The 14,309-nt window shown below is 33.8% G+C and carries 15 protein-coding genes; 11 read left to right on the top strand and 4 right to left on the bottom strand.

Annotated elements, in window-relative coordinates; all coding sequences use genetic code 11:
• Positions 1 to 140 precede the first annotated feature (140 nt).
• A complete protein-coding gene (locus tag ASG22_RS00190; protein WP_055978763.1) occupies positions 141 to 2,285 on the top strand; it encodes a PhoX family protein in 2,145 nt (714 codons plus the stop codon).
• Positions 2,286 to 2,344: 59 nt separating this feature from the next.
• Complete coding sequence (locus tag ASG22_RS00185) at positions 2,345 to 3,244, top strand: leucine-rich repeat domain-containing protein (protein ID WP_055978760.1); 900 nt, start codon at positions 2,345 to 2,347, stop codon at positions 3,242 to 3,244.
• A 1-nt stretch (position 3,245) separates the two neighbouring features.
• On the opposite strand, the gene ASG22_RS00180 is transcribed toward ASG22_RS00185, so the two are convergent.
• Positions 3,246 to 3,569 (bottom strand): translation initiation factor, encoded by a 324-nt coding sequence (locus ASG22_RS00180; protein ID WP_055978757.1) that lies wholly within the window; start codon positions 3,567 to 3,569, stop codon positions 3,246 to 3,248.
• Between the two features lie 140 nt (positions 3,570 to 3,709).
• Between ASG22_RS00180 and gpmI the strand changes: the two genes are divergently transcribed.
• From gpmI to ASG22_RS00155, 5 genes are all read left to right on the top strand, one after another.
• On the top strand, positions 3,710 to 5,251 hold the full coding sequence (gene gpmI, locus ASG22_RS00175; protein ID WP_055978754.1) for a 2,3-bisphosphoglycerate-independent phosphoglycerate mutase: 1,542 nt from the start codon (positions 3,710 to 3,712) through the stop codon (positions 5,249 to 5,251).
• Between the two features lie 135 nt (positions 5,252 to 5,386).
• Positions 5,387 to 6,367 carry an acyl-ACP desaturase gene (locus ASG22_RS00170; protein WP_055978751.1) on the top strand — a complete coding sequence of 327 codons (981 nt, stop codon included), beginning with the start codon at positions 5,387 to 5,389 and terminating at the stop codon, positions 6,365 to 6,367.
• 86 nt (positions 6,368 to 6,453) lie between these two features.
• Positions 6,454 to 6,885: a BT0820 family HAD-type phosphatase gene (locus ASG22_RS00165; protein WP_055978748.1), complete on the top strand. Its 432-nt coding sequence runs from the start codon at positions 6,454 to 6,456 to the stop codon at positions 6,883 to 6,885.
• A 154-nt stretch (positions 6,886 to 7,039) separates the two neighbouring features.
• Positions 7,040 to 7,849 carry a type I methionyl aminopeptidase gene (gene map, locus ASG22_RS00160; RefSeq protein ID WP_055978744.1) on the top strand — a complete coding sequence of 270 codons (810 nt, stop codon included), beginning with the start codon at positions 7,040 to 7,042 and terminating at the stop codon, positions 7,847 to 7,849.
• Positions 7,849 to 8,619, top strand: a complete 771-nt coding sequence (locus tag ASG22_RS00155) for a class I SAM-dependent methyltransferase (RefSeq protein WP_055978741.1) — start codon at positions 7,849 to 7,851, stop codon at positions 8,617 to 8,619. Before map ends, ASG22_RS00155 begins: the two co-directional genes overlap by 1 nt.
• Before the next feature lie 53 nt (positions 8,620 to 8,672).
• Here the strand turns inward: ASG22_RS00155 and ASG22_RS00150 are convergent, their stop codons facing one another.
• From ASG22_RS00150 to ASG22_RS00140, 3 genes are all read right to left on the bottom strand, one after another.
• Positions 8,673 to 9,380, bottom strand: a complete 708-nt coding sequence (locus ASG22_RS00150) for a T9SS type A sorting domain-containing protein (RefSeq protein WP_055978738.1) — start codon at positions 9,378 to 9,380, stop codon at positions 8,673 to 8,675.
• 143 nt (positions 9,381 to 9,523) lie between these two features.
• Positions 9,524 to 9,853: a DMT family transporter gene (locus ASG22_RS00145; protein WP_055978734.1), complete on the bottom strand. Its 330-nt coding sequence runs from the start codon at positions 9,851 to 9,853 to the stop codon at positions 9,524 to 9,526.
• A 78-nt stretch (positions 9,854 to 9,931) separates the two neighbouring features.
• Positions 9,932 to 10,495 (bottom strand): Crp/Fnr family transcriptional regulator, encoded by a 564-nt coding sequence (locus tag ASG22_RS00140; RefSeq protein ID WP_055978731.1) that lies wholly within the window; start codon positions 10,493 to 10,495, stop codon positions 9,932 to 9,934.
• 326 nt (positions 10,496 to 10,821) lie between these two features.
• Between ASG22_RS00140 and ASG22_RS00135 the strand changes: the two genes are divergently transcribed.
• The 4 genes from ASG22_RS00135 to ASG22_RS00120 all read left to right on the top strand — a co-directional run bounded on the left by ASG22_RS00135 (position 10,822) and on the right by ASG22_RS00120 (position 14,279).
• On the top strand, positions 10,822 to 11,820 hold the full coding sequence (locus ASG22_RS00135) for a LacI family DNA-binding transcriptional regulator (RefSeq protein WP_055978728.1): 999 nt from the start codon (positions 10,822 to 10,824) through the stop codon (positions 11,818 to 11,820).
• Positions 11,821 to 11,852: 32 nt separating this feature from the next.
• Complete coding sequence (locus ASG22_RS00130; protein WP_055978725.1) at positions 11,853 to 12,755, top strand: carbohydrate kinase family protein; 903 nt, start codon at positions 11,853 to 11,855, stop codon at positions 12,753 to 12,755.
• 151 nt (positions 12,756 to 12,906) lie between these two features.
• Positions 12,907 to 13,782, top strand: a complete 876-nt coding sequence (gene era / locus ASG22_RS00125) for a GTPase Era (protein ID WP_055978722.1) — start codon at positions 12,907 to 12,909, stop codon at positions 13,780 to 13,782.
• 68 nt (positions 13,783 to 13,850) lie between these two features.
• Entirely contained in the window at positions 13,851 to 14,279 is a 429-nt protein-coding gene (locus tag ASG22_RS00120; protein ID WP_055978719.1) for a DoxX family protein, read from the top strand.
• The last annotated feature ends 30 nt before the right edge of the window (positions 14,280 to 14,309 follow it).

Below are 14,309 nucleotides of genomic sequence, written 5' to 3'. Positions count from 1 at the left end.
TTTAATTTAACATAAAATTAATTTAATTAACGTTAGGTTCTTCATTAATTAATATTTCCCAACTTTTATTTAAACTCCAATTAACAGGGGCTTCGCACTAATCTGATAGTTTTGCATTGTCTAATAAATCGAAATTTAAAATGAAAAGAAAACTACTAACAGTTGCAGCTCTTGCACTAGTCTCAAGTTCTCTATTGAACGCTCAGACTTTTATCTTCAACAAGAATTCTTCTTGGAAGTATAATGATACCAATACAGCATTGGCATCTCAATGGAAAAATACAACATTTGATGTTTCTGCCTGGTCACAAGGAAATGGACCTCTTGGATATGGTGATCCCGTAACAACAACTACGGCTACAGGTCTTATTACGGCTTATTTTGCAAAAGATTTTACAGTAAACTTAAACGATCTTTCTTCTACTATGGAGTTAGGGATCATGAGAGATGACGGTATCGTTGTATATCTAAACGGTGAAGAGATAGTAAGAGACAATATGCCGGCCGGAACTATTGATTTCAATACATTATCCAGCACAACAATTGACGGTGCTGCAGAAAGTGTATATAATGTTTTCTCTATTCCAAAATCTAAATTTGTAAACGGAAATAACAGGCTTTCTATCGAATTACACAACAGAGGTGCATCAAGTTCAGATTTAAGAATCGATGCCTATCTTAAAACAACAGTTACAACAAATCCTGTTTCTTGTAATGCGATGCACATTAGCTGCTTTACTTCAATCGTTCCTACCGCTCAGACTAGTAAATTAATAATTCCTGCTGAACATAAATATCAATTAATCCTTAAAGAAGGTGATAATTATACAGAAGGAGGAGGATTAGTAGGAGGTCAGAACGACTTTACAGCTTATGTTCCAAAAGCAGGAAGTGCTACCAACGGATATCTTTCGGTAAACCACGAAACAAATCCTGGAGGTGTTACGATGGCGGAAGTTAATTATAATGCTACAACAAAACTTTGGCAGTTAACAAGATCAAGAGCGGTAAGCTTCTCGGCTCCGAGCTTGGTTCAGACGATCAGAAACTGTTCTGGAGGGATTACACCTTGGGGGACTATAGTTACGGCTGAAGAGCAAACTACTTCAAGTGATGTAAATGCTGACGGAATGAAAGATTATGGTTGGTTGGTAGAAATAGATCCTGCAACGGCTCAGGTAATTTCTCAGAATGCTGACGGGTCTAAAGGTAAACTATGGCAGATGGGTATTATGAATCACGAAAACGTAGTGATTAATAATGCAGGAGCTATTGCTTATTATGGTGAAGACGGTGGAAGTCACATGGTTTACAAATATGTGATGGATACTCCGAACAATCTTGCTTCAGGGAATCTTTATGTATTAAAATTAGATCAGGGATTAAGCGGTGGAGATCCGGTTGCTACAACAGCAACGTGGGTTCAGGTGCCGAATAAAACGAAAGCTGACCAAAACAATACAGCTACTTTAGCTCAATCTTTAGGAACTTCTTTCAACGGAATTGAAGATGTAGATATCAGCCCAATTGACGGTAAAATTTACTTTACGGCTAAAGGTTTGAATAAAGTGTACAGACTTCAGGACAACGGAATGACGGCTTCTAACGTTGAAACTTTCGTAGGTGGTCTTACCACAAACTATTCTTTCGACACGGCTCAGGGAACAAAAACGGAAGCTTGGGGAGATGGAAACGATAACCTTACTTTCGATGAGCTTGGAAACCTTTGGGTTCTTCAGGATGGCGGTAAAAACTACATCTGGGTAATTGCTCCAGATCATACTCAGGCAAATCCGAAAGTGAAACTGTTCGCTTCTATGCCTGCAGGTTCAGAGCCGACGGGTCTTACATTTACACCGGATCATAAATTCGGATTCTTCTCGATCCAGCACCCGGATTCTACCATTACAACTGATGTAGATGCAACAGGAAACACTATCGACTACAGAGGAAAATCTGCAACGATTGTTGTAGCTCTTAAAAATAATTTAGGAACAGCGGGAACGTTAGGAACGATTGATACTCATGCTGAAGATACTACAGTAACCGTTGCTCCAAACCCGACTTCAGGATTAGTAAAAATTAATTCTCCAAAAGGATTGAAAAATATCTTGGTGACGGCTTACAGCATCGACGGTAAAATCGTATTTACTCAGAAATACTCAGGAACGAATAAATCTTTAGACTTAGATTTTACAAAACAATTGGAAGCTTCAAGAGTTTTGGTTTTAAATATCGAAGCAGAAGGAGGATTCCAGCAGACCGTAAAATTGCTGAAAAAATAACTATTAATATTTACATTGCTGCCGGTGATACTTTGTGTTGCCGGTAGTTTTTTATTTGTATGAAAAAGCTGTTTTTTTTAATTTCATTAGTAATTCTTTCACAGGCAAAAGCCCAGATTGATCCGGTAAAATATCCAACATACACGAATCTTGATGATGCGGTAAAAAGCGGACAAACAATTTACAGTATGAGTTTCAGAGGAAAAAAGATGTTTAATCTTTCGACAGAAATTCAAAAATTAAATTCCATTTTCTTTCTGAATTTAATGGAAAATAAGTTTGAGAAAATGGATGAATCGATTTTTGCTTTAAAAGAACTGACGATTTTAAATCTGAACGAAAACAGCATTAAATTCATTCCTGATGAAATCGCCGAACTTCAGAAACTGGAAAGTTTTTCAATTAATTTAAATAGTTTGACGAGTGTTAATCCAAACTTGGCAAAACTTCAGAAGTTAAAAGTTATTCATTTAGATGCTAACAATCTGAATGTTTTTCCCGAAGCTTTATTGAAGATTCCAACTTTGGAGGAAATTAATTTACAGGGAAATCAGATCAGTTTTATTGCAAAAGATCTAGATGAAATTAAAAATTTAAGATCATTAAATCTTTCAGCAAATCAAATCAATGATTTAGGAAACTTAGAATTTCCTAAACAAATAAAATATCTTGAATTACAGCAAAATTCAATCGCAAAATTCCCTGAAAAACTGTTTAAATCAAAAAATCTGGAATTTTTAAATGCAAGCCAGAACAATATCAAAGAAATTTCAACCAAAGTAAGAGGGTTGAAAAATATTGTCAGCATGAATTTGGCAAATAATCAATTAAAAGATCTTCCAACGGAATTTTCACAATTGAAAAATCTTAAAACACTCATATTAACGGGCAATCCAATGGAAAAATCAACCATTGAAAAACTGAAAGTTATTATGCCGCAAACGCAGATTTATTTCTAAATTATCCGCCGACTCTTTTGGTTTTATAGCCCATTTCTTTAAGGATATTCATGATTTTATCACGGTTATCTCCCTGAATGATAATCGTTCCATCCTTCTCTGAACCACCGATTCCCAAGGTGGTTTTTATTTTTTTTGAGATATTTTTAAGTCCTTCTTCAGTTCCTTCCCAGCCTTCAACAATGGTTACAGGTTTTCCGTTTCTTCCTTTTTTCTCAAACTTGCATACCAAAGGTTCTTTCTGCTTGAATTGTTCTTCGGGCATCACAAAATCCTGTTCTTCATGTTCAGGAAAAAGGTTTTTTAATTGATCTCTTAAATCCATACAGCAAAATTAATAATTATTTGAATGGAAGAAAGCAATCTGACAAAAGAAAATGAGGAATTTTAAACAAAATTTAAGTCCGTCAATTCTTTCATTCATTTCAAAATAAATAAATTTGTATATATAAAAGTTTATACATAATGTCAAAAAAAGCAATATTAGCGATCCTTGACGGATGGGGATTAGGAATGAATCCTGACGTTTCTGCACTCGATAAAGCAAACACACCATTTATAGATAGCTGTCTTAAAAATTTTCCACACACAACGCTTGAAGCGAGTGGTTTGGCGGTTGGACTTCCGGCAGGACAGATGGGCAATTCTGAAGTTGGACACATGAATTTAGGCGCTGGAAGAGTCGTTTATCAAAATTTAGTAAAGCTGAATATGGCTGTTGAAAATGGTTCATTAGGTCAGCAGAAAGTCATTCAGGATGCTTTTGAATACGCTAAAAAAGAGAACAAAAAAGTACATTTCATTGGTTTGGTTTCCAACGGAGGAGTACATTCACATATCAATCATCTAAAAGGTCTTTTAACGGCGGCTCATGAGTTTGGACTGGAAGAAAATGTTTTCGTTCATGCCTTTACAGACGGTCGTGATTGTGATCCGCATTCAGGAAAAGGATTCATCGAAGAACTTGGTGAGCACATGGAAAAAACAGTCGGAAAGTTGGCAACAATTGTCGGCAGATATTACGCCATGGATCGAGATAAAAGATGGGAGCGTGTGAAACTGGCTTATGATGCGATGGTAGAAGGAGTCGGTGAGCAGTCTACGGATGCTTTGCTTTCAATCCAGAAATCTTATGATAATAATGTGACGGATGAATTCATCAAACCAATCATTATGATTGATTCTACACAAATAGGAAATGTAGTTCCCGTTGCCAAGATTACGGATCATGATGTGGTTATTTGCTTTAACTTCCGTACAGACAGAGGTCGTGAGATTACAGAAGTACTTTCTCAACACGATAATCCGGAATATTTCATGAGAAAATTACCGCTTTATTATGTTACGTTAACTAATTACGATAAAACGTTTCAGAACGTTCACGTTGTTTTCGATGAAGAAGTTTTGCATGAAACAATGGGCGAAATTTTAGAAAGAAATCATAAAACACAGATTAGAATTGCCGAAACAGAGAAATATCCTCATGTTACATTTTTCTTTTCTGGAGGTCGTGAAGAGGAATTTGTAGGAGAAAGAAGATTGCTTTGTCCAAGCCCGAAAGATGTTCCTACATATGATTTAAAACCTGAAATGTCAGCATATGATATCACAAATGCTATTGTTCCAGAATTACAAAATGGAACTGCAGATTTTGTTTGTTTGAATTTTGCGAATACAGATATGGTGGGTCACACAGGAGTTTTTTCAGCAGCAGTAAAAGCGGCGGAGGTTGTTGACAACTGTATCGAAAAAGTAGCAACAGCAGCGTATGAAAATGGATATGCGGTTTTCATTTTGGCGGATCACGGAAATTCTGATGTAATGATTAATCCAGACGGAAGTCCGAATACACAGCATTCAACAAACTTAGTTCCATTTATTGTGATGGATAAAGAGCATACCTGGAATCTTAAACCTGGAAAATTAGGCGATGTTGCTCCGACAATTTTAAGCGTAATGGGCGTTGAAATTCCTGAAATTATGAATGGAGATATTTTAGTTAGCTAAAATTAAATACTATTAAAGAATAATTATCGTTATATTTATACAGCAATTCTTATGATTTATGTCAGGCATACTTATTGCTATGCCTTAAATAATAAATAAATTATATCTTTGCATATTAATATCTAAATATAAAAAATGTATCAGAACCTTGTAAGGAAAGAAGTAATGGGTATTTTAGGAAAAGAAGTAGGTTCTTTTCTAGATAAGTTTTTAACGCCAATTGAAAAAATTTGGCAGCCTTCCGATTATCTTCCAGATCCGTCAAGCGCTGATTTTAAATACGATTTAGAAGAAATTCAGACTTTTGCACAGGAAATGCCTTACGATCTTTTTGTAACGCTTATCGGTGACTGTATTACGGAGGAAGCATTGCCTTCTTACGAATCTTGGCTGATGGGTGTTGAAGGAATTGATCAGGAAGAAAATGCCGTTGGCTGGGCCAGCTGGATCAGATCTTGGACTGCTGAAGAAAACAGACACGGAGACCTTCTTGGGAAATATCTTTATTTATGCGGAAGGGTAAATATGAGACAAATGGAGATTACTACCCAATATCTGATTAGTGATGGTTTTGATATCGGAACAAGTATGGATCCTTATAGAAATTTCGTATATACAAGTTTTCAGGAAACGGCTACTAATGTTTCTCACAGAAGAGTAGGAACATTAGCTAAACAGACAGGAAACGGGAAATTGGCTAAAATGTGCGGAGTAATTGCCGCTGATGAAGCAAGACACGCTAAGGCTTATAAATATTTCGTATCAAGAATTCTTGAGATCGATCCTTCAGAAATGATTATCGCTTTTGAAGATATGATGCGTAAAAAGATTGTAATGCCGGCTCATATGATGAGACAATCTGGTCAGAAAGCAGGGGAGCTTTGGGGACATTTTTCTGATGCTGCACAAAGATGTATGGTTTATACAGGTCAGGATTATATTAATATTATGAAAGATCTATTGGATGAATGGAAAATTGAGCATATAAAAGGTCTTAATGAAAAAGCAGAAAAAGCTCAGGAATATCTAATGAAATTACCGGGGAGATTACAGAAAATCACCGACAGAATCTCTACACCGGATTTACAGTTTGAGTTTAACTGGGTGAAAAAGTAGATTGTTTTTCAACATAAATTATAAAACAAAGAGTGCCAAGTATTTTGGCACTTTTTTGTATCTTTGCATTTCAAAAAATATTCAATATGATGAATAATAAAAAAATTGCTGTAGACTTCGACGGAACTATCGTTGATGACGCCTATCCGGCAATTGGCAAAACTAAGACTTTTGCTTTTGAAACACTTAAAAGACTTCAGGCAGAAGGTTACAGACTAATCCTTTGGACATACAGACACGGAAAAACATTGGATGAGGCTGTTGAGTTTTGTAAAAGTAACGGGATCGAATTCTACGCTGTTAATTCTAGTTTTGAAGGAGAAGTTTTTGATTCTGAAAATCAATCAAGAAAACTGGATGCAGATTGGTTTATAGACGACAGAAATCTTGGCGGATTTCCAGGTTGGGGCGAGATCTACAATATTATTCAGGAAAGGATAGAATTCCGTGTTGAAGGTAAAGAAGTTTTAGCCTATTCAAAACTAAAAAAAGAAAAGAAAAAAGGACTTTTCTGGTAGATTTTTATAAGAAATTAGAAGTTAGATGTTAGAAATTAGTTTTAATGTTACTTTTAGTTTTAAATATTTTATCAGGAATAATAGATGTTTGGAAGTTAATATTCATAAAGTTGTAAGTCTAGCTTCTAACATCTAATCTAACATCTATATATAAATGATTCAATTAAAAACAATAGACGAACTTCGTCTTATGAAGCAGAGTGCTCAATTGGTTTCCAGAACATTAGGAATGTTGGCGAAAGAAATCAAACCGGGGATCACCACTTTGTATTTAGATAAATTAGCACATGATTTTATTAAAGATCACGGTGCTGAACCTGCATTTTTAGGATATGGAGGTTTCCCGTACTCTTTGTGTATTTCTCCAAACGAACAGGTAGTTCATGGATTTCCAAGCAACGTAGAAATTAAAGAAGGTGATGTACTTTCGGTAGATTGTGGAGCAGTTTTGAATGGTTTTGTAGGAGATCATGCTTACACTTTTGAAATCGGTGAAGTAAATGCTGAGACTAAAAAATTACTTAAAGTAGCAAAAGAATCTCTTTACAAGGGCATCGAACAGTGCGTCAGAGGAAAGAGAATCGGAGATATTTCTTACGCAATCCAAAATCATTGTGAAAAGCAAGGTTATGGTGTTGTAAAAGAGCTTGTGGGTCATGGTGTTGGAAGACAGATGCATGAAGATCCTCAGGTTCCGAATTATGGTAAAAAAGGAAGTGGCAAAGTGATTAAAGACGGTTTAACGATTGCTATCGAACCCATGATTAATCTTGGAACTGAAAAAGTGAAATTTCATAATGACGGATGGACGGTAACAACGTTGGATAACCTGCCTTCTGCGCATTTTGAGCATGATGTAGCGGTGATTAACGGAAAACCGGTATTGTTGTCTACTTTCCAGTACATTTATGATGCATTGGGAATTGTAACTGATGAAGAAAAAGCTTTCCAATTGGATTTTTAATGAAAAAAGTAACGAAACTTTTATTAAATAAAATTCCGCGTCCAGTACTTATTAAGATGAGTATCTGGGCACGACCTCTTATCTATCAGTTTTTTAAAGGGAACAATTTTCAGGATCCTATTGACGGTAGATATTACAGGAAATTTCTTCCTTACGGATACGGAAGTCAGCGTGAAAATGCATTGTCACCGGGAACTTTGAGTTTAGAGAGACACCGCCAGATGTGGCTGTATCTTCAGAATGAAACTGATTTTTTTATTAAAAATTATAAAGTTTTACATATTGCTCCCGAACAGGAATTTCTTAGAAAATTCAAAAAAATGAGGAATCTGGATTATATTTCAGCCGACTTATTTTCTCCGATTGTGGATGTAAAAGCAGATATTCTGGATCTTCCTTTTGCTGATGAAAGTTTTGATATTGTATTCTGTAACCATGTGTTGGAACATATTGAAGACGATGCAAAAGCAATGAGTGAACTATATCGTGTATTAAGACCAGGCGGATGGGGAATTTTGCAGGTTCCAATGAAAAATTCTTTGGAGAAGACCTACGAAGATTTCACCATTAAAGATCCTAAAGAACGTCAAAAACATTTCGGACAATACGACCACGTTCGCTGGTACGGAATGGATTATTTTGATCGTTTGAAAAAAGCAGGTTTTGAAACTGATATTAATTTTTACTCCCAAACATTCTCAGAAGAAGAAATTAAAAAATACGGATTAAGAACTAACGAAATTCTTCCCGTTATTTATAAAAATAAATAAGAAACCGTCTCTGATTTTGGAGACGGTTTTTGTTTATATAAAAAAGTTGACCATTATTCTTTGATGAATTTATATACTTTCTCATCTTGAATGATTAAAATATATTGACCTGTTGCAAAATTCTGTGTATTAATTGTGATTTTTTTATCAGCACTTTTTCCTTCATACATTTTTTGCCCAAGCATATTGAAAACCTTTACTGAAAGATTATTTTCAATATTATCAACAGTTAGCTGATCTTTTACAGGATTGCTAAAAACTAAAAAAGATTTTTTGAGATTAGCTTCTCTTGCTGCTAAAATCGCATTAACATTATTGTAATATATTTGATTTCCGTTTAAAGTATTGGTAACGATTAAGGTTTTACCTGAACCATTGGGTACGATTTCATATTGATAAGAAGTACCTGTAGGAACAATATAAAAATCCGTATGTTTTTGATCATAACTATTTACAGCAGTTACATTATTTCCTCCATACATCCCTAATGTACAAGCAGAATTTACTCTTGTAAAAATGTTTGAGCCAGAAAAAGTTGCTTCAATCTGGCAGCTGTTAAAATGTCTGGAATTAAAGGCATAGCCCACTGGTGAAGTATATGTTACAAAGTCAGATTTTGCAAGAGCAATATCCATCATGGGTGTTATCACGGTTTGTCCACCAGTTACGATTTTTGAAATATGCCAGTCATTGCTAAAAAGTTCAGAATTTTGTGCGAATAAAAATCCTCCCGATAATAAAAGAAATAAAGCTTTTTTCATGTTTAATAATTTTCATCAAATTTAATAAATTTTCATTTATTTGAATTAAAAAACGGCTTCCAAACTTTGGAAACGGCTGCATTTTGAAAAGATTTTAAGTTGTATTAATTGATAAACAAATTAAAGTTAATTATCTTTTAATTTTAATGTGAAGAAACAGCTTTCAGTCCGACAACGGATCCAATTAAAGTAACAATAAAGAATATTCTCCAGAAACTTACAGGATCCTTGAAAAAGAAAATTCCCATTAAGACAGTTCCTACGGCACCGATTCCAGTCCATACTGCGTAAGCTGTTCCAATGGGTAAGGTTTGGGTGGCTTTAATCAGTAAAAGCATACTTATCGTTAACGAAATCAAAAAACCTGCAAACCAAAAGTACATAGTTGTTCCCGACGTTTCTTTTACTTTCCCCAGACAAGAGGCGAATGCCACTTCAAATAATCCTGCAATCACTAAGATAATCCAATTCATTTTTTAATTATTTTTATATAGCAAAGGTCTGTATTTATAAAGATTTAAAATTTTACAATTGTTAAAAAATGATTTAAATTACTTAATTTCCGCCCGAATTCTGCTCAAACTCACTTGTGTAATTCCTAAATAAGAGGCAATATGTCCTAGCTGAACCCGTTTTAATAAGTCTGGTTTATTTCTCATAAGATCTTTATAACATTCCAGAGATGTTTTAAACTGCCTCGAAATGATAATTTCTTCTGTCTTTACCAATTCTTTTTCTGCAAACTTTCGTCCCCAATTGGCAATATGAATATCTTCATTGAATAACTTTCTTAAAATATCAGTTTTTAATTTATAAAATTCACAATCCTCCAGAAGTTCAATATTTTCGTAACCGGGTTTATCTTCAACATAACTTTTCATAGAAACTACGGGCTCGCCTTCACTGCCGAACCAAAAAGTAATGTCTTTACTTTCTGTTGTGGCATAAGCACGCACGATACCTTTTTTTATAAAATAAATATAGGGTACGATTCTATTTGCTTCCATCAGACAAAAATTCTTTGGATGAGAAATTTCCGTAATATATTTTTTCAGATTTTTCTTAGAATTTTCAGGAAGTATATAAATCTGATCAAGAGTTTCATCAATATTCATGAAAAAATTATTTTTTTCAAAATTATCAGAATTTATAATGTATGAAACTGTATTTTAATTTTTTTTCAAACTATTTTGAATTTTATAAGACTAAACGTGTAACCAAATTCACGACTTTAATTATCTTAATCTGTTCATACTGAGTTAATATGGAACTATCAAAACCGTTATTTTAGAATTTAAATATATGATTATCAAATGGTTATTTAATTGTGTTTGAGGTTTTTAAAAGGTGGCGAAAGTACAATAATTTTTGAAAGCACCAAAAGAATGACTGTATTGTTTTTTACACATTTTACGACCTATTTTTGTATTCAGAATTAATTATGAAAAGAGCTTCCATTAAAGATATCGCCAGAATTGCAGGAGTTTCCGTTGCTACGGTTTCTTATGTCATGAATAAAAAAGAGGGAAGCCGCATCAGTGAAGCAACGAAAAAAAAGATTTTAGAAGTTGCCAAGGAAGTTAAATATACACCCAACAAGATTGCCAAAAGTCTTAAAATGAGTAAAAGTAAGCTGATCGGGCTTATTGTCGCTGATATTTCAAACGACTTTTATTCAAATATTGCAAGAAATATTGAAGATGAAGCAATGAAAATGGGGTATACTTTACTAATCGGAAGTTCAGATGAGACGCCGGAAAAATTCAGGAAGCTGATGGAACTTTTTTCTGAGCAACAGGTTGATGGAATGATTGTCGCTCCGGTTTTAGATTCAGATGAAGCAATTAATAAATTCATCAGTGAAGAATATCCGCTCGTAACGATAGATCGTTATCTTAAAAACGTTGATATTCCGGGAGTTATGATTAATAATTTTGAGATTTCTGAGCAAATCTGTGACCATTTAGTCAATAAAGATTTTGAAGAAATTATTTATGTGGGATACGATACAAAACTTCCTCATTTGCTTGACAGACAGGATGGTTTTGACAAGAGAATTTCTGTTTCTGATATTCCTGCTAAGAGACTTCTGATTGGAATTCAGAATATTACAGAAGATCTTCATGCTCAGCTTAAAGAAAATGTTGATCTCTCCAAAAAGACGGCCATTTATTTTTCAAGTAATAAATTAGGAATTGCAGGACTACGATATTTAATTGATCATAATATTAAAGTTCCTGAAGATCTTTCTGTGATTGCATTTGATGAAACAGAAGCCTATCATCTTTTTCCGACTGAAGTTAGCTTTATACAGCAGCCTTTGATTGATATGGCGAAAGAATCTGTAAAACTTATTGATAGCCAGATAAATAATTATGATCCTAACGGAAAAAGAGTGACTTTCGATGCTAAGTTTATGGAGAGGAGCTCAGTAGAGTAAAAAAATTAATAATATAATTAAACTTTTAACCTATGGTGAATGAAAATTCTTATGTCGTATGTTTTGGTGAAGTTTTGTGGGATATATTTCCAAATGGTTCCAAAGCTGGAGGTGCTCCCTTCAATGTAGCTTACAATTTGCATAAAATGGGTATTGATGTGAAAATGCTCAGTAAGGTGGGAAATGATGATTTAGGAAAAAAATTAATCCAACAGATTTCTCAATGGGGGATTACCACAGATTATATTCAGATTGGCGAAAAAAATCCTACAAGTACTGTTATTGCTAAAATTGATGAACACAATGAAGCAAATTATGAAATTGTAAAGGATGTTGCCTGGGATTATATAGAATTGCTTCCTGAACATAAGGAATTAATTTCAAATGCGGACGCTTTTGTTTTTGGAAGTCTTTCTGCCAGAGATGAAAAAACAAAGGAAACTCTTCTTCAATTGCTGGAATATGCACCATTGAAAATTTTTGATGTTAATTTCAGACCTCCTTTTGTTGATACTGAGCTTATTAAAATGCTTTTGTTTAAGGCTAATATTGTGAAAATGAATCAAGCAGAAATGAACATAATTTTATCATTCATTGATGAAGAATATAGAAATATAGAAGACTCATTATTAATTATTGCCAATCATTTTAATACTAAAGAAATTATTTTAACCAAAGGAAGTGAAGGCGCAGAATATTTTTTTAATAACAAACAGTATCAATTCAATGCTTTACCGATTAAAATAGATGATACCGTGGGAAGTGGCGATGCTTTTCTTGCTGGATTTGTTTCTAAAAGAATTAAGAATGAATCGCCGGAAGAAATTATGAAACAGGCCGTTTCTTTAGGTGCATTTATTACATCAAAATCCGGTGCGTGTCCCCATTATGATTATGAAGAATTTGAAAAATTAAAAGAAACTTATTCGCTCTAGAATATAGGTAATTCAAGCAGAATAAGCAGATAATTTTTTAAATTATAGGTAAAATATTTCACAAATAGGAATTCCTTTTTCTTTAAAATTTTAAGAATTGACCGCTATACCAAATTTGTTTTAGTAACTTTGCATTTCTTAATATTATTTTATGCACAAAGCAGGATTTGTAAATATAGTTGGAAAGCCCAATGCCGGAAAATCTACCTTATTGAACCAATTAATGGGGGAGAAGCTGGCAATTGTTACTCAAAAGGCTCAGACAACACGCCACAGAATTTTCGGAATTTATAATGAAGAAGATTTACAGATCGTATTTTCAGACACTCCGGGAGTGCTTGATCCCAAATATGGTTTACAGGAAAAAATGATGGATTTTGTGAAAGATTCTTTGCAGGATGCCGACGTTTTTCTTTTCATTGTAGATGTTACGGATAAGGCTGAACCTTCAGAATTTTTAATTGATAAATTGAATAAAATTCCTGTTCCGGTTTTACTTTTGTTAAACAAAGTAGATCAGACAGACCAAGCCGGTTTAGAAAAATTTGTGGAGATTTGGCACGAAAGAATCCCAAAGGCAGAAATCCTTCCGATTTCGGCGTTAAATGCTTTTAATACGGATATTATTTTACCTAAATTAAAATCTCTTTTACCTGAAAGTCCGGCATATTACGATAAAGATCAATATACAGATAAGCCTGAAAGATTTTTCGTTAATGAGGCGATTCGTGAGAAAATTTTACTGAATTATGATAAAGAAATTCCATATTCTGTAGAAGTTGTTACAGAACAATTTAAAGAGAAAGAAGGAATAATTTTCATCGATTCTATTATTTATGTAGAAAGAGATACACAAAAAGGGATCATTATTGGTCATAAAGGTGAGGCAATTAAAAAAGTAGGAACAGAAGCAAGATTAGATCTTGAAAAATTCTTTACGAAAAAAATTCACTTAAATCTTTTTGTAAAAGTGAAAAAAGACTGGAGAAAAAACGACAGAGATTTGAAAAATTTCGGGTACAGATAGACTAAAAGTTCAGTAATAACCGTTGTATTAAAAGATTTTCATTATCTTTAATTCAAAATTACAACTTGATGAACTATTCGAACTCAAAGTCAAATACCGTTTTAAAAGATATTGTTTTATTGATCGTGAGAGTATTTATTGGTTTTGCCATGTTGTCTCACGGATTTCCAAAATTACAGATGCTTCTGGATGGCGGAAAGATAGAATTCTTTGATTTTTTAGGGCTTGGCCCAATGATTTCATTGGTTCTTACGGTTATTGCAGAGTTTGTTTGTTCAATTCTTTTGATTCTCGGACTTTTTACAAGAGTTGCATTAGGCTTTTTAATCTTCACAATGATTATTGCAGGATTTGTTGTACATGGTGCAGATCCTTTTGAAAAAAGAGAAATGAGCATGATCTATTTATCAGTGTACCTTTTGTTAATTGCTTTTGGAGCCGGTAAAATATCTGTAGATTATCTTATTGAGAAAAGAAAAAGAGCCAGCGATTGGTAATATTAAAATATAATCAAGTTTAAAATAAAT

The organism is Chryseobacterium sp. Leaf405 (assembly GCF_001425355.1).
Taxonomy (GTDB): Bacteria; Bacteroidota; Bacteroidia; order Flavobacteriales; family Weeksellaceae; genus Chryseobacterium.
This window is presented reverse-complemented; position numbering and strand designations above follow the sequence as displayed.

Excerpts from the sequence above, each read along its gene's own strand:
- ASG22_RS00190 (WP_055978763.1), top strand. The coding sequence starts at position 141 with ATGAAAAGAAAACTACTAACAGTTGCAGCTCTTGCACTAGTCTCAAGT.
- ASG22_RS00185 (WP_055978760.1), top strand. The coding sequence starts at position 2,345 with ATGAAAAAGCTGTTTTTTTTAATTTCATTAGTAATTCTTTCACAGGCA.
- ASG22_RS00180 (WP_055978757.1), bottom strand. The coding sequence starts at position 3,569 with ATGGATTTAAGAGATCAATTAAAAAACCTTTTTCCTGAACATGAAGAA.
- gpmI (WP_055978754.1), top strand. The coding sequence starts at position 3,710 with ATGTCAAAAAAAGCAATATTAGCGATCCTTGACGGATGGGGATTAGGA.
- ASG22_RS00170 (WP_055978751.1), top strand. The coding sequence starts at position 5,387 with ATGTATCAGAACCTTGTAAGGAAAGAAGTAATGGGTATTTTAGGAAAA.
- ASG22_RS00165 (WP_055978748.1), top strand. The coding sequence starts at position 6,454 with ATGATGAATAATAAAAAAATTGCTGTAGACTTCGACGGAACTATCGTT.
- map (WP_055978744.1), top strand. The coding sequence starts at position 7,040 with ATGATTCAATTAAAAACAATAGACGAACTTCGTCTTATGAAGCAGAGT.
- ASG22_RS00155 (WP_055978741.1), top strand. The coding sequence starts at position 7,849 with ATGAAAAAAGTAACGAAACTTTTATTAAATAAAATTCCGCGTCCAGTA.
- ASG22_RS00150 (WP_055978738.1), bottom strand. The coding sequence starts at position 9,380 with ATGAAAAAAGCTTTATTTCTTTTATTATCGGGAGGATTTTTATTCGCA.
- ASG22_RS00145 (WP_055978734.1), bottom strand. The coding sequence starts at position 9,853 with ATGAATTGGATTATCTTAGTGATTGCAGGATTATTTGAAGTGGCATTC.
- ASG22_RS00140 (WP_055978731.1), bottom strand. The coding sequence starts at position 10,495 with ATGAATATTGATGAAACTCTTGATCAGATTTATATACTTCCTGAAAAT.
- ASG22_RS00135 (WP_055978728.1), top strand. The coding sequence starts at position 10,822 with ATGAAAAGAGCTTCCATTAAAGATATCGCCAGAATTGCAGGAGTTTCC.
- ASG22_RS00130 (WP_055978725.1), top strand. The coding sequence starts at position 11,853 with ATGGTGAATGAAAATTCTTATGTCGTATGTTTTGGTGAAGTTTTGTGG.
- era (WP_055978722.1), top strand. The coding sequence starts at position 12,907 with ATGCACAAAGCAGGATTTGTAAATATAGTTGGAAAGCCCAATGCCGGA.
- ASG22_RS00120 (WP_055978719.1), top strand. The coding sequence starts at position 13,851 with ATGAACTATTCGAACTCAAAGTCAAATACCGTTTTAAAAGATATTGTT.